Here is a 22,348-nt window from a genome sequence, read left to right on the forward strand (position 1 = left end):
ATTGGCAATCACGATTTGCCCTTGTGTGACGTAACGTCTTTATCTGGTTGGAAAAATCGCCAGCCAGAGAGAACAATATGACATTCGGCAAGGGGCTTTCCAGAAAGCCGTCCCAGCCCAAGGGTCGTCAGCTAGACGATGTGGCGCTGGAAGAAGTACGAAAGCTGCTCAAGGACGAGCCGCGACGTCGCGATCTTCTGATCGAGCATCTTCACAAGATTCAGGATGCCTACGGTCATCTCTCGGCTGCCCATCTCAGGGCACTTGCAGACGAAATGCGCCTGTCTCAGGCGGAGGTTTATGAAGTCGCCAGCTTCTACCACCACTTTGACATCGTGAAGGAAGGCGAAGCCGCTCCCGCCCCGCTGACGATCCGTGTGTGTGACAGCGTAACCTGTTCCCTGAAAGGCGCAGATGCTCTGGCAAAGGTGCTGGGTGAGACGCTGGATCCCGCCAAGATCCGCATCCAGAAAGTGCCGTGCATTGGGCGTTGTGCGTCGGCGCCTGCCGTGCAGGTCGGAAAACGCGCTGTCGATAATGCCAGCGAACTCTCCGTGAAAGCTGCTGTCTTTGAAGGGGCAAGCGAAGCGGAAATCCCGGCCTGTGTGGACCTTGAAGCTTACCGGAAAGACGGCGGCTACCAGAAGCTGGAGGATGTGCGCTCCGGCAAGGTCGGGGCGCTGGACATCGCGGATCAGCTTCTTGCGGCCGGCCTCCGCGGCCTTGGCGGTGCGGGTTTTCCAACTGGCACGAAATGGAAGATTGTCAACGATCTGCCGGGGCCGAAATACCTCACCATCAATGGCGATGAAGGGGAACCGGGAACCTTCAAGGACCGGTTTCATCTGGAGCGCGACCCGCATCGGTTGCTTGAAGGCGCGCTGATTGCCGCTCACGCTGTCGGTGTCGAGCGCATTTATCTCTACATGCGCGATGAGTATCCGGCGATTCTGGAAATCCTGAAGCGGGAAATTTCAGCGCTTCGGGACGCAGGTATCATCACGACCATCGATTTCGATCTCCGCCGTGGCGCTGGCGCCTATATCTGCGGCGAGGAAAGCGCGATGATCGAGTCGATAGAAGGCAAGCGCGGCCTGCCGCGCCACCGTCCCCCCTTCATTGCGCAAGTAGGCCTCTTCGGACGCCCAACCCTCAACCACAACGTAGAGACCCTGTTCTGGATTCGCGACATTCTGGAAAAGGGGTCTGACTGGTTCGCAAATCAGGGGCGGCGCGGTCACAAAGGGTTCCGGTCGTTCTCGGTGTCAGGCCGTGTGAAGGAGCCGGGCGTAAAGCTAGCCCCTGCCGGGGTCACCATTAACGAGCTGCTCACTGAGTTCTGCGGCGGTATGGAAGAAGGCCACAATTTCAAGGGCTACCTGCCTGGCGGCGCTTCGGGAGGAATCTTGCCAGCTTCCCTTGCCGACGAACCATTGGACTTTGGCACGCTCGACAAGCATGGCTGTTTCATCGGCAGCCACGCCATCGTGGTTTTCTCGGACAAGGATAACATGCGCGATGTCGCCCTTAACCTGATGCAGTTCTTCAAGCATGAAAGCTGCGGGCAATGCACGCCATGTCGTTCGGGCACCGAAAAGATGGTTGGCCTTTTGAAAGACCCGAGCTGGGACAAGGAGAAAATCGCCGATCTTGATGCTGTCATGCGCTCTGCGTCCATTTGCGGGCTCGGGCAGGCTGCCAGCAATCCCGTCGCATCCGTCCTGAAGTTCTTCCCCGAGGAGTTTGACCGATGAGCTCCGAAATCAAATTCACTCTCGATGGCCGTGAAGTCTCGGCAAGCGAAGGCGAAACCATCTGGCAGGTGGCCAAGCGCGAAGGCGTTGCCATTCCGCATTTGTGCCACAAGGATGCGCCGGGTTATCGCTCTGATGGAAATTGCCGCGCCTGCATGGTCGACGTTCAGGGCGAACGCACTTTGACGGCGTCCTGTGTGCGAACCCCGTCCGAGGGGATGGTCGTCAACACGGCGACCGAGCGGGCAGAAAAGGCCCGCGAGATGGTGTTCGAACTCCTGATGGCCGACCAGCCGTCCCGCGACCAGCATCCGGACCCGGAGAGCGATTTCTGGAAATGGTCCGACCGGGTCGGTGTCACGGAAAGCCGGTATGCAGCTTGCGGAAAACCGGCGCAGGACATCTCCCACCCTGCGATCGCAGTCAATCTGGATGCCTGCATCGCCTGTAATCTCTGCGAACGGGCCTGCCGGGAAGTCCAGGTCAATGACGTGATCGGCATGGCTGACCGCGGATCCCATACGATACCGGTCTTTGACTTGATGGACCCGATGGGTCTCAGCTCCTGTGTGGCTTGCGGCGAGTGCATATCGGCCTGCCCGACTGGTGCGTTGATGGAAAAGAGCCTGCTGGACGAGGCGGCAAAAGTCCGTACGGTCTATGCAGAAGAGAGCATCGACAGTGTCTGCCCGTTCTGCGGCGTTGGCTGCTTGACGTCCGTAAAGGTCAAGGACGGCAAGATCGTTCAAGTGGAAGGCCGGGATGGTCCGGCGAATGAAAACCGGCTTTGCGTAAAGGGCCGTTTCGGCTTTGACTATGTCTCAAATCCTGAACGCCTGACCAAGCCGCTGGTCCGCCGCGACGATGCGCCGAAGAATGCCAACGCAGGTCTCAAGTGGGAAGACCGGTTTGACGTGTTCCGCGAAGCCACGTGGGAAGAGGCGCTGGACCGGGCTGCCAATGGTCTGAAAGCCTCCCACGCTGCCAAGGGTGGGGCCGGGATTGCCGGATTTGGATCAGCCAAGGGATCGAACGAGGAAGCCTATCTCTTCCAGAAATTCATCCGTCAGGGTTTCGGCACCAACAATGTCGACCATTGCACCCGGCTGTGTCATGCCTCGTCTGTAGCCGCCCTGATGGAGGGCATTGGCTCTGGCGCAGTGACAGCACCGTTTACGGCGGCCGCTGATGCCGACTGCATGATCGTGATTGGCGCACGTCCCGAACAGAATCACCCCGTTGCGGCGACCTACATCAAGCAGGCTGCGAAGAACGGCACGAAGCTGATCGTCATGGATCCACGCGGTCAGGGCCTGATGCGGCATGCCGACTATGGCCTGAAGTTCAAGCCAGGCACTGATGTGGCCATGCTGAACGCGATCCTGAATGTCATCGTGACCGAAAAGCTCTACGACGAGCAGTATATTGCAGCTCATGTGGATGGCTTCGAGACCTTGAGGGAGAAGATCGCGGACTTCACACCGGAAGCGATGGAACCGGTTTGCGGGATTGACGCCCAGACCTTGCGCGAAGTCGCCCGCCTTTATGCGACGAGTGCCAAGTCGATCATCTATTGGGGCATGGGCGTGTCGCAACACGTTCACGGCACTGACAATGTCCGTTGCCTGATCGCCATGGCGCTGACGACGGGCCAGATCGGCCGTCCCGGCACGGGTCTTCACCCGCTGCGCGGCCAGAACAATGTCCAGGGCGCGTCGGATGCAGGTCTGATCCCGATGGTTTATCCGGACTATCGTTCCGTTGAAAATGCGGACATTCGCGCCGAATTCGAGGACGCCTGGGGGCGAACCCTCGATCCTGTGCGTGGATTGACCGTTGTCGAGATCATGGACGACATTCTGGCGGGTGGCATCGAGGCCATGTATGTGATGGGTGAAAACCCGGCCATGTCTGATCCGGACCAGAACCATGCAAGGGCGGCTCTCGCCAGCCTGAAACATCTGGTGGTTCAGGACATCTTCATGACCGAGACAGCGTGGCATGCGGATGTGATCCTGCCAGCGTCTGCCCATGCCGAAAAGCTCGGAACCTTCACCAACACCAACCGTCAGGTCCAGATCGGACGTCCTTGTGTTCCAATGCCCGGAGAGGCGCGGGCCGATCACGAGATCATTGTCGATCTTGCGAACCGGATGGGACTGAACTGGTCCTATGACGGGGTGCCGGCGGTCTATGAGGAGATGCGCTCGCATATGAAGTCGCTCTCCAACATCTCCTGGGAGCGCTTGGAACGAGATGGCACCGTGACGTATCCGGCCGATGCGCCGGACGAGCCGGGCAACGAAATCCTGTTCGGCCAGTCGTTCCCGACAGCCGATGGCCGCGCGCGGATTGTGCCGACCGACCTTGTCCCGCCCGATGAAGTGCCGGATGAGGATTTCCCGCTGGTGCTGACAACGGGCCGCATGCTGGAACACTGGCATACGGGTGCCATGACCCGGCGTGCGACCGTGCTGGACGCCATCGAGCCGGAACCGGTCGTGTCGATGAACCCGAAGGACATCGGGCGTCAGGGGCTGGATATCGGTCAGCAGGTAACCGTCGAAACGCGGCGCGGCGCCATCACGCTGACCCTTCGGGCAGACAGGGATGTTTCGGAAGGCATGATGTTCATACCGTTCTGCTTTTTTGAGGCCCCGGCGAACTTCCTGACCAATCCGCAGCTGGATCCGTTCGGGAAAATCCCGGAGTTCAAATTCTGCGCGGCTCGTATTGGTCCTGCGAACCTCTCGGCTGAAGCAGCCGAATAGTTCAGATCACAAGAGCAAAGAAAAAACGGAGCGGACAGTGTCCGCTCCGTTTGTTTTTGAAGGTCCGGATGTTTGATCCGATCAGTTGGCCGTGACCTGAATGTTCAGGAGATCAGGCAAGGTCTGCGGAGCTGCAAGGCTTCCGAGGATTTGCGTGACAGGCACGCTCTTGACCGGCTTCAGGCTGATCTTGATCGCTTCCGGGTTCTCCAGGAATTTGGAAACGGCATCTCGAACCATCGACGTGAAGGCTTCGTTCTGAAGAGCTGCCGTTGACTGGGCAGCCTGTTCAACAAGACCGATCTTGAGCGCCTCCACCGGAACGCCGGCATCCTGCGCTGCCAGAGCGAGACCCTTTTCCGTGCCACCTTCATCGGTGAACTGGAATTCGGCTTCCACAAAGCTGGCCATGGCCAAGGCAAACTGACCCTGACCCTGCGGGTCTTCAAACACTTCGCGCGCAACATTGGCGAAGCGGAATGTGCCTTCCACCGTGCCGAGGTCCTTCAGCGACATCACCAGTTTTTCAAGATGGAGGTCTTTGGTTTCCTCGTCCCAGTAAAGACGGGTTTCATCCGACCAGGTGACGGTCTCAAGTCCGAGTGCCTGCAGGATTGCCTGCGCTTCCGGTTCCTCAATGGCTTCAACCGGCATGACCAGACTGTCGGTCTTGGTATAGATGCTTGTCGGGATCGGCGGCACTGTGGAGGCCAGATCAAGCACGTAACTGTTCAGCGAAACAGCAACCTCACCCGGGACGTTGAGGTCCAAACCGTCAATTGCGACGGACAGGGAATGCGGGGTGAAGGTCTTTGCCATCAGGAACGGGTCGCGTGAGGCAAGGTCCGGATCTGCAACGAGCTGGGAAATAATGCCCTGCATCGGTGCGAACTCGGCAAACTCGATGTTGCCCAGGCTCGCGCGATCAAGCTTGAAGCTGGCTCCATCCGGAAGGTCCGGAGCGGAAATGTCGGAAACCGACATCTCTCCAATGCCGTTGGAGCTGAAGTTGACCATCTTCATCTCTCCAATCGCCACCCGGATTTCCTCATCCGGTTGTTCCGGATTTGGAGCGGTGACGGTCATGTCCATCAATCCGAGGTCCTTGACGCCGAAAGAGCGATAAAGCTGCAGGGCACCCACACCGAGATTTTCAATGCTGGGTTCTTGTCCTGCCAGCAGGCCGTCGAGCAGACCAAGGAAGTCAAAGTCACGCTTGACCACAAAGAAGTCGTTTGCGTGGACATTGCCGGTGGTCATGCGAATGGCAAACCCGGGCGCGACTTCCTGTGTCGACTCGTAGCTTTCCACGGTCTGGGAGCCAACAACGGTCAGCCGGTCATCGGAGGCCGCCACAGCCGGATCGAAAAGGTCGATAAACGCGGCGTTGTTGACGTCCTCGTAGACCGTGCCGATCTGGGTGGTCGTCTGGGATACCATGTCGTCGGAATGTTCGGCCCGCGTCAGGATGTTTTGCGTGACCTTGTCCATGACATAGCGTTCGACCTTGCCATCACGGGAGTTCAGGACGCTGTAGCCGTCCATCTGCATGGTCCCGGAGACGATCAGCTGTTCGTCGTCCTTTGAGCCTTCATAAGCCTCCAGGGTCATCGCAACGGCGTCGACCTTGGTTTCATCGAAGTTCTGGAGCATCAAGGTGCGCAGGAACGGAAGCCAGCGGCTCACCTTCTTGTCTGCATTGTCAGCAGGGACGTCCGGTACATCGAAGCCGTAGTTGCTGATGGACATGCCGTTGATGCGCGCAACCAGCTTGCCGCGGCCCTTGCCCTCGACAGACCCGATCGCCTCGAACTGGGTGTCGTTGGAAAAGCTCCAGCTGGATGCCGTGTAAACACCGTCCTTTTCGCTGAGGCCGTCGATGGTCGTGGTGCCGCTCGAATAGGTAAACTTGTAGGCGGCTTCGACAGTCTCACCATCCGCTTCGGTGCCACCGGCACTGACCGGAAGCGCCCCTTCAAAAACCCATTGATCATTTGAAATGATCAGCTGATCCGTAGAGGAATTGTACTCGATCCCGCTGTTGGAGCTCTTGAAGCCGAGTGCTTCCAACTCCTGAATATAGGCGCGATAGGCCTCTTCCCCGGTGCTGTCTGCAAAAGCAGGTTGGGTGAGGACAAGAGCCAGAGCGGTGCCGGTCAACACTGTCGCGACCTTTACGGTCAGCGCACCGTGTGTGCGACTGGCGAATGGAGATTGAAATAGGTTTTGCAAACTGAAATCCTCCTGACGGAAAACGAGTTTTGGGAAACAGAAACAGACCGTCATCGGCGGAATGTCATGTTTGAACATGTCGGATTTTTTAAGAACGGACCGTGACCATATTTTGTCAATGGCCAAACTGCGCATTCCATTCTGCCCTTACGGTATTTTCCGCCTCTTTGGCAAGGGCAGCTGCTTTCAGGGTTAAAAATGTATCTTTGGGCAAAAGTTTGGACGAGGCCCACACGGCCGTGCCACGAACAACCGGGTCCGGGTCTTCAAGATGGGCAACAACCCTGTCGCCAAGCGCCGCAATGCCGGAGTTTCCGGCGGCAACAAGCACATTGCGCAGGAACCTGTTGCGACCAATACGCTTGATCGGGGAGCCGGAAAACAGTTTGCGGAAACTCTGGTCATCGAGTTCCAGCAGATCAGCAAGCCTTGGCGAGATCAGATCATCTCGTGCCTGCAGCTTTGCCTCGCGTGCTGCGCTGGCAAACTTGTTCCATGGACAGGCGGCAAGGCAATCGTCGCAGCCATAGATCCTGTTGCCCATCTTTTCCCGAAACTCGTTCGGAATTGGCCCGGCATGCTCAATGGTCAGATAGGAAATGCAGCGGCGCGCATCGAGCTGATAGGGATTGGGAAACGCGTCGGTGGGGCAGCTGTCGAGACAGGCCCTGCATGACCCGCAATGATCCCGTTCCGCAGAGCCGACCGGCAAGTCAAGAGTGGTGAAGATGGAACCGAGAAAGAACCAGGAGCCGAGTTTTCGCGACACAAGATTGGTGTGTTTGCCTTGCCAGCCAAGCCCGGCAGCCGCAGCCAGAGGCTTTTCCATGACCGGCGCAGTGTCGACGAAGACTTTCACATCCGGGCTTGCGAAATCCTTGGCACGCGACACCAGAAAACTTGCAAGTTCCTTCAGTCGTCCCTTGATGATGTCGTGATAGTCGCGGTGCCGCGCATAGACCGAGATGCCGCCGGTTTCGGGATCCGACAGATGGGCAAGCGGTTCTTCGCCAACTTGCGGTCCGTAGTTCATGGCCAACATGATGATGGATCCGGTTTCCGGCCACAGCACCTTCGGGTCTGCGCGCCGGTCCTCCGTTTCTGCCATCCAGGCCATGGAGGCATGATAGCCTTCGTTCAGGAAGTCGCGCAGTCTTGCCGGTGCCTGCGAAATGGCGTCCGGGGTGGTGATTTCAAGTCCGTCAAAGCCTAGCTGCTCAGCCTTGGCTCTAAGCGCGGAAACCAGTTTTTGGAGTTTCGGATCGCCTGAGGCGGCAGGCATCAAAAGTCGAGATCCGCGTAAGTCGGAGCGGGGGGCATGCCGAGGATCTTTTCCTGCAGCAGCGGGCGCATCGCCGGGCGGGACTTCACCTTGGCGTACCAGTTCTTGACGTTTTCTTCGTTCGCCCATGGCACTTCGCCGAGATAGTCCGCACAAGAAAGTTCAGCGGCCAGCGCAAAGTCGGCAAAGGAAAGACGCTCACCCGCCAGCCATCTTCTATAGGCGACAAGATAGCCGAAATATTTCAGGTGGTGCTGGATATTTGCCCTCGCAACGCGCAGCGCGTTTGAATCCGGCTCGCCACCGCCTGCAGAGCGCGGCATCGCCTGCTTGTAGATTCGCTCTCGAACGAAATGGCCGATGACCTCGTTGTCGAACTTCACCAGACACCAGTCGACCAGTCGGCGCGTTTCCGCGCGGGCTTCCGGGTGGTCCGGCATCAGGCGTCGGTCTGCAAGCGCATAGCCTCTCGTCTCGTCCAGATACTCCATGATGGCGCCTGCGCCACAGATGGCGGGGCCGTCATTCTCCACGATGACAGGAACCGTTCCAGCCGCATTGAGCGACAAAAGATCCTGCGGGCGCTCCCAGGGATTGATGTGAACGATCTGAAAATCTGCGCCATATTCAGACAGAATCATCCGCACGAAGCGTGAGGAGGGGGAGAAGGGATGTTGATAGAGCGTCAGCATGGCGCCGGGGTACAGCCTTGAATTGAAAAGAAATCACCAGCTCGCAGTAGCTGTTAGTCGAACACTATGGCGCAAACTTGGTTATCAATGACTTGACGACGTCACGTCATTGAAAGGTTATTTTGACCATTTACAAACGCTGTCCGGGGGGGCACTGAGATGCCACTTGCCGCCAAAACGGAATCACGATGGACAATCAGACAATCATCAATGCCCTCATTCTCGGAATTGTGGAGGGCCTTACCGAGTTCATTCCGGTCTCTTCAACAGGTCATTTGCTTTTGCTGGGACATTTCCTCGGATTTGAGAGCAATGGCAAGACATTTGAGGTCCTGATCCAACTCGGTGCGATCCTTGCGATCCTGTCTGTCTATTTCTCCCGCCTCTGGAATTTGACGACAAGCCTGCCGAACGACCCTTCCAGCCGCCGTTTTGTATTCGGCATTCTCCTTGCCTTCCTTCCGGCCGCAATTATCGGCGTCATGGCTCACGGTTTCATCAAGGAAGTGTTGTTTGAAACTCCGGCGCTGGTTTGCAGCACACTGCTGATCGGCGGAGTGATTCTTCTCTGGATTGATCGGCTTCCGCTGAAGCCGCGCTATACTGACGTCTCCCAATATCCGATCAGCCTGTGCATCAAGATCGGGTTTTGTCAGTGTCTGGCGATGGTGCCGGGGGTTTCGCGATCCGGGGCAACGATCGCCGGTGCGCTGTTGATGGGAACGGACAAGCGGTCGGCAGCCGAGTTTTCCTTCTTTCTGGCCATGCCGACAATGGCTGGAGCTTTCGTCTATGACCTTTACAAGAACAAGGACGTTCTGACGGCTGACGATGCGATGCTGATCGGCATCGGATTTGTCGCCTCGTTCATAGCGGGCGTGATCGTGGTCAAGGGATTGCTCGACTTCGTCTCCAAACACGGATTTGCGCCCTTTGCCTACTGGCGGATAGCTGTCGGCCTTCTCGGCTTTGCGGGACTTTACATCTTCGGCTGAACGACTTCAGGCATGGCGCGCGCTCATGTCTTTGAGTTCGCGCGCCAACTCCTGTCTGAGCTCGGGTGGACCAAGAAGTTCGGCCTCCGGCCCGAGCCAGCGAACGAGTGGCAGGATTTTGGTCATGCCTGTCACTGGCACCTGCATCACAAGGCTGGTTTCCGTGTCCGGCAGGAACACTGCGTGCCGGTAATACCAGTCGGCTTGGAGCCGTGTTGCTTGCGCTGCAGTGATGCGAATCTCGGCAACGCGATGATCTGCTTCCCATCGGCGCATGGCTCGGTTCAGCCACACTCCGCCCAGTAGATCCTGAATGGTGAAGTCCGCATCAGGCCTGAACCGCATGCCGCTAACTTCGCTGCTTCGCACACGGTCCGCCCGATAGACCTTGACCTCGTTCGTATCAACGCACCGCCCGGCCAGATACCAGAGATCGCGGTCCAGAATCGCGCCGCGCGGCTCGACGTCATGCTCCTTCACGTCCTGTCGGGATGGATTGAAATACTGAAACCGCACCCTGCGGCTCTCCAGCAACCCAATCATGAAATCGTCCAGCGCCTGTTGCCAAAGCGGCGTGGGGTCGGCTTTCGTGCCGGAGTGAAAGATATCTGCCGGAACCGGTTCCGTTCCGATGATGCGTTCCGCTTGCGCCAGCAGCTTGTGGACGCTGGAGGGCAGGGAGGCAATCAGCTTGCGTTCGGCAGCTTCAAGATCGGAGGCAAGAGGCATGACCCGCATTACCCGGAACAGCGAGAGGGCAGCAAGGAGTGCGGCCGTTTCATTGCGGTTCAAGGCAACCGGGGGCTGGATGTAGCCCTTTGCGAGGCGATATCCGCCCTCTGCCCCGCGTGCAGCCTCCACCGGGACACCTAGGGCAATGAGACGGTCAATGTCCCTGTAGATGGTGCGAAGGGAAACCCCGAAGCGTTCGGACAATGTTGTCGCGCTGACAAGCTTGCCACCAGACATCAAGAGAAGGATCGCAAGGGCGCGTTCAATGGAATTCATGGACAGGGCCTGTCATGTCGATTCGAAGAAAAAGAACATACCGTGATCATACATGACTCCATGCTGTCAGGTATGCCGCGTCATTCTCCTTTTTGTCATCGCATCCGGGTCGCGTCGGCCCTTACTTGAAGGAGTTTGATCATGTCTTATTACGAACATCAGTTTCTGACGTCCCGACTGCGGGGTCGCGGTCTCCTGTTCGATCTGGCCAGCAGAATGGTTGGTGCCTGGGCGCAGGCCTACAAGCGAGACCAGACCTTGCGTTCCCTGCAGCAGCTGGATGACCGGCTGCTGGATGACATCGGGCTGGAACGCGGACCGAACGGATATCGTCGCCGGAACACGGGAGCAGGCGAATGATCTGGCAACAAAAAAGACCGCCCTTGGCGGGCGGTCTTTCCAACATTCATCGATTTTTCGTCGGACTATGTTGTCCGGTATGTATCGTACTGGCCGTGCTCGGAGAACATGCCGAGATAGGTCGGCAGAATGGCCGCCAGGGTGCTTGGCTCAATGTTGAGGCCCTGCAGGGTCCGCCCGGACTTGATCGCGTCTTCGGAGACGATGTTGTCTGACTTGAGCAGTTCCACCTGATCAGCCGTCAGCATTGGAGACGGCAGGATCTGCAGCAGCTTGCCCATGACGGACGCGACCGGGAATGGCAGCGGAACCAGAAGGCGTTGCCGGTTGATGACTGTCAGCATGACTTCAAGGCACTCCTTGAAGCTGAGGACTTCCGGGCCACCGAGTTCATAGACGGATCCAGCGGTGAGCTGACCATCCACGGACTGCGCTACGGCCTCGGCAACATCGCGCACATAAACCGGCTGGAACAGCGTGTGACCGCCGCCGATCAACGGCAAGGCCGGTGTCATGGCAGACATTGCAGCAAACTTGTTGAAGAACCCGTCTTCCGGTCCAAAGATGATGGACGGGCGCAGGACAACACTGTCGGCCAGGGTTTCAAAGACTGCGGCTTCCCCGGCAGCCTTCGTCTGGGCATAGGTGGAAGGGGAGTCCGCGTCAGCGCCAATGGCAGAGATGTGCGTGATCCCGGAAAGACCTGCGCCACGTGCAGCTTCCGCGATGGCGCGCGGGCCGAAGCTTTGCACGGCCTCGAAGGTCTGCTTGCCCGTGGGAGCTAGAATGCCGACAGCGTTTACGACGGCATCGGCCCCATCAACGGCCCGGTCCACAGACCAGCGATAGCGGAGATTCGCCTGCACGGGCATGATCTGTCCGGGTGCGCCAAGCGGCTGCAGGTGGGTCGCAAGGTCGGGGCGGCGAACTGCCGCGCGGATGCGATAGCCTTTGCGGGCGAGAGCCCGGATCACATGCCGGCCGACAAAGCCTGAGCCGCCGAATACCGTAACCAGTTTGCCATTCAGTGCCGTGGACATGCCTCTGCCCTCTCCGAATCCTGATAGTTGCCAGTGTCTATATCACGCGTCAGCTTGTCTCATAGCCCTTTGAGAGGGGCCTGTGAAGGGCTGGATGTGAATGAATAATTTTCTCGGCAAAATGTTGATTGACAAGTGTGAAGGAGACCCTTACAAGCCCCCCTCACAGCCCAGGTGGCGGAATTGGTAGACGCACTAGCTTCAGGTGCTAGCGCTCGAAAGGGCGTGGAGGTTCGAGTCCTCTCCTGGGCACCAAATTCCTGATTTACCAGCAGGAATCAAAAGAAACCGGCCTTTGGCCGGTTTTTTCTTTTGTGCTTTCCTTCGAGCCCAACGCGGCTTTGAACCTTTAAAAAATCCCCCAAAACGTCCTGACCTACCAAACCGGAACAGCCGGATATCCCGCCTGCGCACCCAGCTGACCATTCATTGCCAAGCGCCTGAGCGTCCCCTGGGCTAGCTTGCCGAGGCCGCATCCCTCAACAGTTCGAATTTCGATCTCGCTCCCATTGATGATGTTTCCAAACCCTGCGGCAAGTCGGTGAATGTTTCATTGGGTTTGAAAGTAAAAATCGTGTAATTTCATATGTTAATAATAGAAGAAGCTGCAGTCGTTAAGGCGAACAGTGGCAAAAATTGAGTTGAAAAGGCCACCTACCTAGCGGTAGTCTTATTCTCTCAATGGAGGAGGAACCATGAAAAAAGAGGGGGAGTCGCAAGATCAGTTGGTAATCAAGTCGGTTCTTGTGATTGACGACCATCCACTCTATTGCGATGCGCTTGCGGCAACTTTGGAGAAATACTTCAGGTCGAAAACTGTTCGAACTGCAACTTCGCTGAAGGAGGGGCTGCGGAAAATCGGCGTCCGGTTCCAGCCGGATCTGGTCGTACTGGACCTGAGATTGCCGGATGTTACGGGCCTGAGTGGCTTCATCAAGGTGAAGAATCGGCTGCCCGATGTTCCGGTGCTTGTAGTATCTGCCGATTCGTCCGACGAAATGATCACCGCGCTGACAAACGCCGGTGCGGCAGGCTTCCTCCCGAAGGATGCCTCTCACAAGGTGTTGCAGCATGCCTTGTCCGAAATCCGGGAAGGGCGGAGGTTCCTGCCACCGGGCTACAAGCCGCCAAAGCGGCCGACACGGGCCGACGTGACCGTGCAGGAAGTGGCCAACAAGATTGCCGAGCTGACGCCGCAGCAAAACCGGATCATGAAACTGATCTGCGACGGCAAACCCAACAAGCAGATTGCCTATGAACTGTCTTTGGCCGAAGCGACGGTGAAAGCCCATATCACGGCGCTCTTGCGACGTTTGGGCGTCAACAACAGAACCCAGGCGGCTCTTCTGGTGCGAAGCGCCAGTCTGGAAGGAAATCAGCGGCTGTCGGATGCAGATACCCGGGCCCTTTTGAGCTGAAAGCATAATGACCCAACCGAGTTCACCAGTGACTGCTCCGCCCGCCACTGCAACCGTTCGTGTATCGAGGTGCGAGCAGGCTGTGGAGGCCGTTGCCGAGGTTCTCAATGGCCTGAACGTGCAGTCCATGTGCTTCGCACTGGTGTTTGTGCCTGATAGTCTCGATCCGCGTGATGTCGCGCGGCATCTGGCAGCGCTCGCTCCCTCAGGCACATTCTTTGGGTGCTCCACTGCCGGTCAGATTACGCGGGAGGGGTATGAGGACAAGGCCCTGGTCCTGCTGGGGTTCCCGAAAGCGCATTTCCGGTGCTGCTCGGCGCTCTACAGGTCGCTGCGTCCAATGTCGATTGAACGCATGGCGTCGGAGGCCGAAACACTCGCAGCCCGGTTCCCGAAGACGGCAAACTGGAAGCGGATGGGGCTCGTCTTTGCCGATGGCCTTTCCAAACAGGAAGACCTTATCGTGGCGGCGATAACAGCCGGGTTGGGCGATGTTCCCGTGTTTGGGGGATCTGCTGGCCACGGTCTTGCCTTTGACGAAACCTTTGTGCTGCATGGCGGGCAGGCGCATTCGGACGCTGCCCTGTTGTTGCTTCTGGAGACCAATCTGGATTTCCGCGGTCTGGGGTTCGACCACTTTCTGCCAACGAGCACCCATATGGTGGTCACACATGCCGTTCCGGAAGAGCGTCTGGTTCTGGAGATCAACGGAGCTCCGGCCGCCGAGGAATATGCACGCTGTGTCGGTCGGGAATTATCGGAGTTGTCGCCGCGGATCTTTGCCGAAAATCCGGTTCTCGTGCGCAATGGGCAGACCTGGCACGTACGGGCGATCCAGCAGGTGACGGACTCCGGCGGGTTGCGATTCCTGTCCGCCATTGACGATGGGCTCGTGCTGACCCTCGGTCAGGGAACGGAAATCCTCAAGACGCTGGAAAACGGGCTGACTGCTCCCTCTTCCACCGGGCAAGCGCCCGACTTCGTTCTTGGATTTGACTGCTATCTTCGCCGCCTTGAGATCGAGCAAAACGGCATCTCCTCTGAAGCCTCCGAAATCTTGAGCAAACACAAGGTGCTTGGCTTCAACACTTATGGCGAACAGCATCTTGGAGTGCATGTGAACCAGACCTTTGTCGGCGTCGCATTCTATCCGCCAAAGGACGGCAATCCGTTTTGATCGATCCGGACATCCCTCTGGAGAAGCAGGTCGAGCGCCAGGCGAAGGTCATCGAGGCGCTGATCCGAAGGGCAAACCGGGAGGACGGGGTTGGCGGATCTGTCTATTCCCTGTTTCAGTCTGCCATTGCCCTGCAAGGAGAGGTCTGGGCTAAGACACGGGATCTGGAGCAGGCACTCGACACGCTTGGGCGAGCCAGCAGCAAGCTGAAGATTGCCGAATACGCCCGCGAGCAGACCGAACGAAATCTCGCCGACGCGCTGGATGCCATGGAGGGCGGATTTGCGCTCTTCACGGATGGGAAACTGGAAGTCTTCAACGACCAGTTCAAGGGGTTGCTGTCGGATCTGAAAGAACGGATCACTCCCGGTCTGCCGCTGGAAGATTTCTTTGCCGCGCTGGAGCAAAGCAAAAGCGTCACGTCGGTCGCGCCGCCCCTGTCCGGGCAGCCGAGCCTGACGGGCGGAGGGTTCGATCCCGGATGGAACACGCCGTCCGTTGTGGAACTTGTCGGGGATCGCTGGTTCCAGATTACGCGCAAGACGGCATCGGCCGACAAGACCGTTCTGTTGTCGACGGAAATCACGCATATCGTTCGCCAGAACCGGCTCGAAAAGAACCGCCTCATTGATGAGCACGGCTTCTTTCTGCAGGCCGCCTTCGATCATATGACGCAAGGGGTGTGTACCTTTTCAAGTGAAGGAACCCTGCTGATCAACAACGAGCGGTTCAGGGAGTTGCTCTATCTGCCCATCGGTCTGGTGCAGAAGGGTACGGCCATCCGTCAGATCGTAGATTTCGTCAAGAAACACCAACTTCTGGCAGGTATGTCGACTGACGATGAATTCGGGCAATTACTGGAGGAAATCCGGCGTAGTGGGGGGTTCGAGCGGATCGTGCGGCATGCGCGCGGCAGCATCCTAAACATTCGTGTGCATGAACTGCCCGATCAGGGGTTCATCATGAACGTGCTGGATATAACGGCCGAGACACGTTCGAAGGAAACGCTGGAGGAAATGGTTCGCGAGCGGACAGGGGAACTGACCGAAGCGAACCGGCGCCTGCGCGAGCAGCATGAAGAGCAGATCCTGATCGATGAGGAATTGCGCCGGGCGAAAACACAGGCCGAAGAGGCCGTGCGCTCCAAGACCCGGTTTTTTGCGGCTGCCAGTCACGACCTCTTGCAGCCGGTAAATGCGGCAAAGCTTCTGATTTCCACGATGAGCGACAGTGCCGCAGACACCCCGTTTGCCGATATGGTCGGGCGACTGGGACGGTCATTTGAATCCGTCGAAACCCTGTTGCATACGCTCCTTGATATCTCGCGCCTTGATTCTGTCGGAGCGGAATTCACGATCTCGACCTTTCCAATCGGCGACCTCCTGAACTCGGTTCGGGAGGACTACACCCCGGTCGCAGAGAAGAAAAAGATCGAGCTTCGCGTTGTTCCGTGCAGCGTGTGGGTGGAAAGCGACCATCGCTATCTTTTGCGCTCGCTGCAAAATCTGGTCACCAATGCCATTCAGTACACAAAGACCGGCAAGGTACTGGTTGGCTGCCGGCGCATTGGCGAGACTGTTTGCCTCGAAGTCTGGGATACGGGTATCGGCATTTCCGAAGCCGATCAGCCACGCATCTTTTCCGAATTTACCCGGGTGACCTCGGAGCGCTCGGAATTCGGGATGGGGCTGGGCCTCTCCATTGTCGACCGGGCCTGCCAACGTCTTGGCCATGCCCTGTCTGTGCGATCCAAGGTGGGAGAAGGATCTGTCTTTTCCATCGTCCTGCCGGTTACGCCAACGCCGCCGGTTGAAGAACTGCCGCTGCAGATGGAAACCGCAGATCTCTCCGAAGGGATGGATCTGATCGTCCTGATCGTGGAAGACAACCCGGATGTCTTGTTCGCGACCGCAAGGCAGGTGGAAAGCTGGGGCGGGAGTGTGCTCACGGCCTCTTCCACACCGCAGGCGCTGGAACAGGTGCGCGAGATTGGAATGGCGCCGGATATCATCTTGGCTGACTATCAGCTTGGGGAAGATGATGACGGTGTGAAGGCCATTATGGCAATTCGCCAAGAAACCGGCACCCGGGTGCCCGCCGTTGTCATTACGGCCAGCCCGCCGGAAGAGCTTGCAGAAAGCGCTCGCGTATACGGCTTTACAGTGCTCCCCAAGCCGGTGAAGCTGTCACGGTTGCGGTCATTGATGGACTGGAAGACCCGTCAGCCTGTGGTGGTTTGTGCTCCAAAGTGATCCCGCGGATTGGTGGGAGACGAATTGCCGACCAAAGGACAGGTGTCCTGCGTCATCAATCCTGCTTTACTCGAAGAAACACAAGGCGTTTTCACGTGTCGGGAGGAAACATGAAAACTCGATTGGCTTTGGCAATGGCAGCTGTCCTGTCCCTCGGACCGGCCTCGGCGCATGAGTTTGGCTTTGCGGGGATTTTGGACAATTCCAACAAGGAAGAACTACCGCCATTGAAGCTCTCTTCCGGAAAGCCGATTTCCGATGCGCCCCTCGTTCTCAAGTCTGGGACGCTCTACGAACTGGAGATCATCTCAGACGGGTCCGCCGAACTGGCTCTTGAGGGCTCGGGGTTCTTTCGGGCGATCTGGATAAACGAGGTGGTGGTGAACGATCTCGAAATTCGGCCCTACGGTATTGAAAGCGTCGAATTCGACGACGAGGGAACGATGGAAATCGAATTCCTTGCGATCAAGCCCGGACGCTACTTCCTGCGCCAGCCCGGATCAACCGGCGAAGGCCAAAGGGTCGAGATCACCATTCAATAGGGCCGAATTGGTTCTGGTTACGCTTGTTCGGCAGGCGCCTTTTGTTTGGCGCCGCCAATAATGCGTTTTTGCACCGTATCCGTGAAGGGGATTTCCGAAATCCGGTCGTGATACGGAGACTTGATGCAGGTGGGATCGGTTTCTGTCGCGTCGCCGGTTAGTGCCAGTGCCTGACAGCGGCAGCCGCCAAAATCAATATCCCGCCTTGGGCACGCCTTGCAGCGCGGGTTCATCCAGTCAGTTCCGCGATAGGCATTGAACGCGTCAGACTCTCGCCAGATTTTTTCCAAAGGCATGTCCCGGACAGAGGAAAATGCCAGGGTCTTGATTGATTGGGCCGCATGACACGGAAGCATCATGCCATCCGGCGTAATCACGAAGGCGTCTTTCGCCCATCCACCCATGCAAGGCTTGGGGTAGTCGGCATAATAGTCCGGGGGAACAAAATCGATGTTCAAGATGCCGGTCAGCTGCTCGCGAATGCCGGTTACATATTCGACCTGACGGTCGACATCTTCCCGCCCCGGCAGCAAGGCGGCCTTGTTGAGTTCCGCCCAGCCGTAATACTGGACATTGGCGATCTCGAGCCGGTCCGCATCCAGATCCAGCGCCAGCTGGACGAACTCCGGAACTTCCGCAATGTTCAAGCGGTGAATCGGTGCGTTGATCGTCACAGGCAATCCGAGCTGTCGGGCAGCCTTGGCCACCTCGATCTTTTTTGCGTGGGCATTGCGGTAGTGACCGATCTTTTCCGTGGTTTCAGGGCGCGCGCCCTGAAAACTGATCTGGATGTGGTCCAGCCCGGCAGATTTGAGGTCCTTTAGCCGCTCCTGAGACAGAGAGACGGCCGCAGTGATCAGATTGGTGTAAACGCCATTCTCGGCGAGGGTCGCGACAATCTGCTCGAGATCCTGGCGCAATGTCGGTTCGCCACCGGACAGATGGACCTGCAGGACCCCCATTCGAGCGGCTTGCCGAAAGACGTCCAGCCACACGTCCGTTTCAAGTTCGCGGTTGGCCTTCAGGAGTTCTAGCGGGTTGGAGCAGTAGCCGCATTGCAGCGGGCACCGGTGGGTAAGCTCTGCCAGAATTCCCAGAGGGGGAAGAATATCGTGTGTCATGCCTGCGCCTCCGCCGGACCAAGAACGACAATGAGGCGTCGGTCACTCCATTCCTGCAGGAATTCAAGGACGTCCGCAGCCACTTCGGCAAGGGGAGCGTCGTACTCGCTCGCCAGCGCGTTTGAAATCGCGTCAATGCTGGCGGCTCCGTCACATTTCTTCAGGATCTCGATGCTGATTTCATCAGGCCACATCACCTTTTCGGGCGCCAGAACAGCCCATTGCTCGCGAACCTTATCGAACAACAGTCGCACGTAAGGCGGAATGCCCGGCACGGTGGTTCCCGAGAGGACCGCTCGGGTGCGTGTGGTCGCGACCACGGTCAGTCTCCTTCGGGCGGGACGAAGGCGCCCGGCGGAATAAGACCGGGGGAGACATAGGCATGATAGAGAGCATCCAGCTGCGCCCAGAGGATATCGCATTTGCTCAACAGGGCATCGACCGCATCAGCCTGTTTCTCCGGGGTATCTGCCCATGTGGTGACGAGGTCCAGCGCATGATCGGCGTCCCTGGGCGCCTGTTTCAGGCGCGGTGTGAAGTAGGACAACGTATCTTCGGTGATGTAATCGTATCTCGCCAGCATGGCCGGAACCCGTTCGCCAATTGCGATTGGCGAGAACAGCTCCGTCAACGAAGAGGCAACGGCAACGAGCAGTGACGAGTTCGAGACCAGATCGATATAAGCCCCAACCGCAAAGCGCGTGGCTGGCAAGGCGTATTTGCGAGAGCGCACCATGTCGAGGTCAAGTCCGAGATCCTCGGCAAGCTTCAGCCACCGCTTGATGCCGCCATCAAGCCCCTTTTCATCATTGCCGTCATGGTCGACGATCCGCTCGATCCACTTGCGGCGAAACTCCGGATCATTCGATTTGGCGAGAATGATCGCATCCTTTTTCGGGATGGCATCCTGATAACAAAAGCGGTTGAGCGCCCATGCGCGCAGCTGCGTCTTGCTCAGCTCTCCGGCATTCATCATTTTGTGGAACGGGTGATGAATGTGGTAGCGGTCAAAACCCGCGCTTCGCAGAGCTTCTGTCAGTTCTGCCGGTGACAGGAGGCGGCCTTCCTTGCGGATAATGTCCGCCCGGTTCAGCGCAATGCCGCTGCCAATGGCCTGAGCACCCGATGGTTCGTCGAGTTTCTTGGCAACGTCACTCATAGTTCCAACTCCATACCGTCGTGGGCCACTTCCCAGCCTGCCTCAGCCACGATTCTGGCTTCGCGAGAGGCCGGGTCCAGGACCGGGTTCGTGTTGTTGATGTGGATGTAGACACGCCGTTTGAGTTCGACGTCGGCAAGCGCAGAGAGGCTGCCACTCGGCCCGTTCATCGAAATGTGGCCCATCCGCGCGCCTGTTTTGGACCCGACCCCGGTTCGGGCCATCTCGTCGTCCTCAAATACGGTACCATCAAACATCAGGCATCCGCCGCCGGATATCCGGGATTTGAGGTCTGCTTCGACCGCCGCACATCCCGGGACATAGAACAGTGTTCGACCGGCGCTTGCCTCCGCTCCGCTGACACGAATGGCAAGGCCAACGGTGTCGCCGTCCTTGGTGCCAAATCCGGTTTCGTTCGTGTTTTCCAGAAACAGGGCAACCTTGCCTGGCACCAGAAAGCTTTCGACCGTAAGGCCGATCGGACCTTCAGGTCCCTCAAGTTCCGTTATTCCTTCAAGGGGCAATTCACGTCGTTCCACAAATGCCGGATCAAGCACATTGAAAATGCTGTTGGCCGACAACGTGTCGAGAACGCGGCGAGTTGCGTAGAGAGTGAAGGGCTCCTTCTCGCGAAGTGTCAGCAGGCCCGCGATATGATCCACATCCGCATTCGTAAGAACAACTGCGCGGATGGGGGTGGAACGTAAAGGACCGTCTGCTGCGGGCTGCAGCTCCGGGGTCTGCGCGATCTGCTGGCGTATGTCGGGAGAAGCATTAAAAACAGCCCAGCTTCTACCGTTGGAACTCGCAGCTATACTGGACTGCGTTCTGGGCAGGAAGCCGGGCTGTTGAGTGCGCGCTGCGCGGCTGAGGGGAGCGTTGCAATTCCACTGGGGAAATCCGCCCCCTGCCGCTGCGCCGAGTGCCCTAATTTTCATCGGGGTCTCTTTTAGGTCCGCTTATTTCTTGCAGCTGCCGATTTCAGCTGGCATGTAGCGAGTGACTTCAAAGCCAGCTTCAACGGCTTTCATGGTCGGCTTCTTCCAAGTTTTCATGTAATCCTCCTCCAAAAATTACGCATGGGCACCTTAGCATTTGTGTCGAGGGAAGCGACTAGGACTTTGGTGCTGGTTTTTTTGCTCTTCAGACACCAAAGCCGATCGTTCCGGACCAGAGTTGCCCCATCTATCGCTTTGGAATGATGTTGTGTTCCGGTCCAAACGGGAAGCCGGTGATGTTTTCAGCGCCCGTTTCGGTCACGATCAAGATATCGTGTTCCCGGTAGCCGCCAGCCCCCGGAGTTCCTTCCGGAACCATGATCATGGGCTCCATCGAGACGACCATGCCAGGTTCCAGAACCGTGTCGATATCCTCGCGCAGCTCGACCGAAGCCTCGCGGCCATAATAGTGACTGAGTACGCCGAAGGAGTGGCCATAACCAAAGCTTCGATATTGCAGCAGGTCATGACGCCGGTAGATATCATTCAGTTCCGAGGCAATGTCGCAGCAGCGCGCGCCCGGCTTGATGAGGTCGAGGCCGGCACGATGAACGTCACAGTTGATCTCCCAGAGGCGAAGGTGTTCGTCTGAGGCATGTTCGCAAAAGAGCGTGCGTTCAAGGGCGGTATAGTAGCCGAAGATCATCGGGAAACAGTTGAGCGACAGGATGTCACCGGCCTCTATGATCTTGTTGGTGACCGGATTGTGGGCGCCATCTGTGTTGATGCCCGACTGGAACCAGGTCCAGGTGTCCATCAGTTCGACAAACGGAAACGACTTCGCAATCTCCCGGATCATGGCGTTGGTCGAGGCGATGGCGACTTCATGTTCCGCAACGCCTGCCTCAACGGCGTCCACGAGGGCAGCTCCTCCCACATCACAGATACGAGCGCCCTCGCGGATGAGGACATGCTCTTCTGCGCTCTTGATGGTGCGCTGGGCCATGACATCCATCGAAACGTCAATGAACTCGACTCCCGGCAGTGCGGCTTCCAGCTTGGTTTTCAGGTCCAGAGAGACGTGATCGAATTCAAGGCCAATTCGCTTTACTGACGCATTCGGCATTTTCAGCAGCGACTGGATGGCGTGGAAATAGTTGTCCCTGCGCCAGTCCGTATAGATCAGGCAGTCACCATGCGTGCGGCGCCATGGCTGTCCGCCATCGATACCGGCGGCAATCGTGGTCGCATCATCCTGGGTGACGAGAAACCCGTATTTGCGCCCGAAGGAGCAATACAGGAAGCCGGAGAAGTAGCAGATGTTGTGATAGGAGGTGAACAGGCAGGCATCGATCTGCCGGTCTTCCATCAGCTTGCGTAAGCGGTTCTGGCGACCATCCATCTCGCCCTTGGAAAAGGGGAGATAGGCCTTCTCGCCATTGTTCATTTCATAAACGCGGATCATGTCGTCGCTCATCATTTCCTCCATATGTGGCCCTGAAACGGAAAACGGGCCGGCCTCCTGAAAAGAAGCCGGCCCGCCAGGCCAATTTCGCGATGTCTTGCTGCCGCGGTGTCGGTGAACACCTCCCGGTGGCTGGCGTGCC

General features: G+C 57.7%; 19 protein-coding genes and 1 tRNA gene. 9 read left to right on the forward strand and 11 right to left on the reverse strand.

Translation table 11 applies throughout. The features are described from left to right. Positions 1-77 precede the first annotated feature (77 nt). Positions 78-1,754, forward strand: a complete 1,677-nt coding sequence (locus F0155_RS14715; RefSeq protein WP_150525296.1) for an NAD(P)H-dependent oxidoreductase subunit E — start codon at positions 78-80, stop codon at positions 1,752-1,754. Continuing rightward, on the forward strand, positions 1,751-4,525 hold the full coding sequence (fdhF, locus tag F0155_RS14720) for a formate dehydrogenase subunit alpha (protein ID WP_150525297.1): 2,775 nt from the start codon (positions 1,751-1,753) through the stop codon (positions 4,523-4,525). The genes F0155_RS14715 and fdhF overlap by 4 nt, the downstream gene beginning before the upstream one ends. An 81-nt stretch (positions 4,526-4,606) precedes the next feature. Here fdhF and F0155_RS14725 read toward each other — a convergent pair whose 3' ends face one another. From F0155_RS14725 to F0155_RS14735, 3 genes are all read right to left on the reverse strand, one after another. Beyond that, positions 4,607-6,757, reverse strand: a complete 2,151-nt coding sequence (locus F0155_RS14725; protein ID WP_150525298.1) for a hypothetical protein — start codon at positions 6,755-6,757, stop codon at positions 4,607-4,609. Positions 6,758-6,872: 115 nt separating this feature from the next. Next, entirely contained in the window at positions 6,873-8,039 is a 1,167-nt protein-coding gene (gene queG, locus F0155_RS14730) for a tRNA epoxyqueuosine(34) reductase QueG (protein ID WP_150525299.1), read from the reverse strand. Further along, positions 8,039-8,731, reverse strand: a complete 693-nt coding sequence (locus F0155_RS14735) for a glutathione S-transferase family protein (protein ID WP_150525300.1) — start codon at positions 8,729-8,731, stop codon at positions 8,039-8,041. Before F0155_RS14735 ends, queG begins: the two co-directional genes overlap by 1 nt. 188 nt (positions 8,732-8,919) lie before the next feature. Between F0155_RS14735 and F0155_RS14740 the strand changes: the two genes are divergently transcribed. After that, on the forward strand, positions 8,920-9,726 hold the full coding sequence (locus tag F0155_RS14740; RefSeq protein WP_150525301.1) for an undecaprenyl-diphosphate phosphatase: 807 nt from the start codon (positions 8,920-8,922) through the stop codon (positions 9,724-9,726). A gap of 6 nt (positions 9,727-9,732) precedes the next feature. On the opposite strand, the gene F0155_RS14745 is transcribed toward F0155_RS14740, so the two are convergent. After that, positions 9,733-10,734, reverse strand: coding sequence for a helix-turn-helix transcriptional regulator (locus F0155_RS14745; RefSeq protein ID WP_150525302.1), 1,002 nt, complete (start codon positions 10,732-10,734; stop codon positions 9,733-9,735). Between the two features lie 141 nt (positions 10,735-10,875). On the opposite strand from F0155_RS14745, the gene F0155_RS14750 reads away from it, so the two are divergent. After that, positions 10,876-11,094, forward strand: a complete 219-nt coding sequence (locus F0155_RS14750; protein ID WP_150525303.1) for a DUF1127 domain-containing protein — start codon at positions 10,876-10,878, stop codon at positions 11,092-11,094. Positions 11,095-11,159: 65 nt separating this feature from the next. Here the strand turns inward: F0155_RS14750 and F0155_RS14755 are convergent, their stop codons facing one another. Continuing rightward, positions 11,160-12,134, reverse strand: a complete 975-nt coding sequence (locus F0155_RS14755; protein WP_150525304.1) for a complex I NDUFA9 subunit family protein — start codon at positions 12,132-12,134, stop codon at positions 11,160-11,162. 168 nt (positions 12,135-12,302) lie between these two features. On the opposite strand from F0155_RS14755, the gene F0155_RS14760 reads away from it, so the two are divergent. The 5 genes from F0155_RS14760 (at position 12,303) to F0155_RS14780 (ending at position 17,523) form a co-directional block, all read left to right on the forward strand. After that, positions 12,303-12,389, forward strand: a tRNA-Leu gene (locus tag F0155_RS14760). Positions 12,390-12,829: 440 nt separating this feature from the next. Further along, entirely contained in the window at positions 12,830-13,552 is a 723-nt protein-coding gene (locus tag F0155_RS14765; RefSeq protein WP_150525305.1) for a response regulator, read from the forward strand. 7 nt (positions 13,553-13,559) lie between these two features. Beyond that, entirely contained in the window at positions 13,560-14,729 is a 1,170-nt protein-coding gene (locus tag F0155_RS14770) for an FIST N-terminal domain-containing protein (RefSeq protein ID WP_150525306.1), read from the forward strand. Beyond that, positions 14,726-16,981 carry an ATP-binding response regulator gene (locus F0155_RS14775; RefSeq protein ID WP_150525307.1) on the forward strand — a complete coding sequence of 752 codons (2,256 nt, stop codon included), beginning with the start codon at positions 14,726-14,728 and terminating at the stop codon, positions 16,979-16,981. Before F0155_RS14770 ends, F0155_RS14775 begins: the two co-directional genes overlap by 4 nt. Before the next feature lie 110 nt (positions 16,982-17,091). After that, positions 17,092-17,523 (forward strand): cupredoxin domain-containing protein, encoded by a 432-nt coding sequence (locus tag F0155_RS14780; RefSeq protein WP_150525308.1) that lies wholly within the window; start codon positions 17,092-17,094, stop codon positions 17,521-17,523. A 17-nt stretch (positions 17,524-17,540) separates the two neighbouring features. Here F0155_RS14780 and pqqE read toward each other — a convergent pair whose 3' ends face one another. From pqqE to F0155_RS14810, 6 genes are all read right to left on the reverse strand, one after another. Continuing rightward, positions 17,541-18,644 carry a pyrroloquinoline quinone biosynthesis protein PqqE gene (pqqE, locus tag F0155_RS14785; RefSeq protein ID WP_150525309.1) on the reverse strand — a complete coding sequence of 368 codons (1,104 nt, stop codon included), beginning with the start codon at positions 18,642-18,644 and terminating at the stop codon, positions 17,541-17,543. Continuing rightward, the gene (gene pqqD / locus F0155_RS14790) at positions 18,641-18,964 is read right to left on the reverse strand and encodes a pyrroloquinoline quinone biosynthesis peptide chaperone PqqD (RefSeq protein WP_208999295.1); all 324 of its coding nucleotides are present in this window, start codon (positions 18,962-18,964) and stop codon (positions 18,641-18,643) included. The genes pqqE and pqqD overlap by 4 nt, the downstream gene beginning before the upstream one ends. Positions 18,965-18,966: 2 nt before the next feature. Then, positions 18,967-19,803 carry a pyrroloquinoline-quinone synthase PqqC gene (gene pqqC / locus F0155_RS14795; RefSeq protein WP_150525311.1) on the reverse strand — a complete coding sequence of 279 codons (837 nt, stop codon included), beginning with the start codon at positions 19,801-19,803 and terminating at the stop codon, positions 18,967-18,969. After that, positions 19,800-20,741 (reverse strand): pyrroloquinoline quinone biosynthesis protein PqqB, encoded by a 942-nt coding sequence (gene pqqB, locus F0155_RS14800; protein ID WP_150525312.1) that lies wholly within the window; start codon positions 20,739-20,741, stop codon positions 19,800-19,802. The genes pqqC and pqqB overlap by 4 nt, the downstream gene beginning before the upstream one ends. Before the next feature lie 21 nt (positions 20,742-20,762). Further along, entirely contained in the window at positions 20,763-20,858 is a 96-nt protein-coding gene (pqqA, locus tag F0155_RS14805; RefSeq protein WP_150525313.1) for a pyrroloquinoline quinone precursor peptide PqqA, read from the reverse strand. A gap of 130 nt (positions 20,859-20,988) precedes the next feature. Then, the gene (locus tag F0155_RS14810; RefSeq protein ID WP_150525314.1) at positions 20,989-22,218 is read right to left on the reverse strand and encodes a M24 family metallopeptidase; all 1,230 of its coding nucleotides are present in this window, start codon (positions 22,216-22,218) and stop codon (positions 20,989-20,991) included. Positions 22,219-22,348 lie beyond the last annotated feature (130 nt).

The organism is Roseibium sediminis (assembly GCF_008711325.1).
In the GTDB taxonomy this organism is placed as follows: domain Bacteria; phylum Pseudomonadota; class Alphaproteobacteria; order Rhizobiales; family Stappiaceae; genus Roseibium; species Roseibium sediminis.

Coding starts and splice junctions, on each gene's coding strand:
- F0155_RS14745 (WP_150525302.1), bottom strand. CDS start 10,734: ATGAATTCCATTGAACGCGCCCTTGCGATCCTTCTCTTGATGTCTGGT.
- F0155_RS14810 (WP_150525314.1), bottom strand. CDS start 22,218: ATGAGCGACGACATGATCCGCGTTTATGAAATGAACAATGGCGAGAAG.
- F0155_RS14755 (WP_150525304.1), bottom strand. CDS start 12,134: ATGTCCACGGCACTGAATGGCAAACTGGTTACGGTATTCGGCGGCTCA.
- F0155_RS14735 (WP_150525300.1), bottom strand. CDS start 8,731: ATGCTGACGCTCTATCAACATCCCTTCTCCCCCTCCTCACGCTTCGTG.
- F0155_RS14740 (WP_150525301.1), top strand. CDS start 8,920: ATGGACAATCAGACAATCATCAATGCCCTCATTCTCGGAATTGTGGAG.
- fdhF (WP_150525297.1), top strand. CDS start 1,751: ATGAGCTCCGAAATCAAATTCACTCTCGATGGCCGTGAAGTCTCGGCA.
- pqqE (WP_150525309.1), bottom strand. CDS start 18,644: ATGACACACGATATTCTTCCCCCTCTGGGAATTCTGGCAGAGCTTACC.
- F0155_RS14780 (WP_150525308.1), top strand. CDS start 17,092: ATGAAAACTCGATTGGCTTTGGCAATGGCAGCTGTCCTGTCCCTCGGA.
- F0155_RS14770 (WP_150525306.1), top strand. CDS start 13,560: ATGACCCAACCGAGTTCACCAGTGACTGCTCCGCCCGCCACTGCAACC.
- F0155_RS14715 (WP_150525296.1), top strand. CDS start 78: ATGACATTCGGCAAGGGGCTTTCCAGAAAGCCGTCCCAGCCCAAGGGT.
- F0155_RS14765 (WP_150525305.1), top strand. CDS start 12,830: ATGAAAAAAGAGGGGGAGTCGCAAGATCAGTTGGTAATCAAGTCGGTT.
- pqqA (WP_150525313.1), bottom strand. CDS start 20,858: ATGAAAACTTGGAAGAAGCCGACCATGAAAGCCGTTGAAGCTGGCTTT.
- F0155_RS14750 (WP_150525303.1), top strand. CDS start 10,876: ATGTCTTATTACGAACATCAGTTTCTGACGTCCCGACTGCGGGGTCGC.
- pqqC (WP_150525311.1), bottom strand. CDS start 19,803: ATGAGTGACGTTGCCAAGAAACTCGACGAACCATCGGGTGCTCAGGCC.
- queG (WP_150525299.1), bottom strand. CDS start 8,039: ATGCCTGCCGCCTCAGGCGATCCGAAACTCCAAAAACTGGTTTCCGCG.
- pqqB (WP_150525312.1), bottom strand. CDS start 20,741: ATGAAAATTAGGGCACTCGGCGCAGCGGCAGGGGGCGGATTTCCCCAG.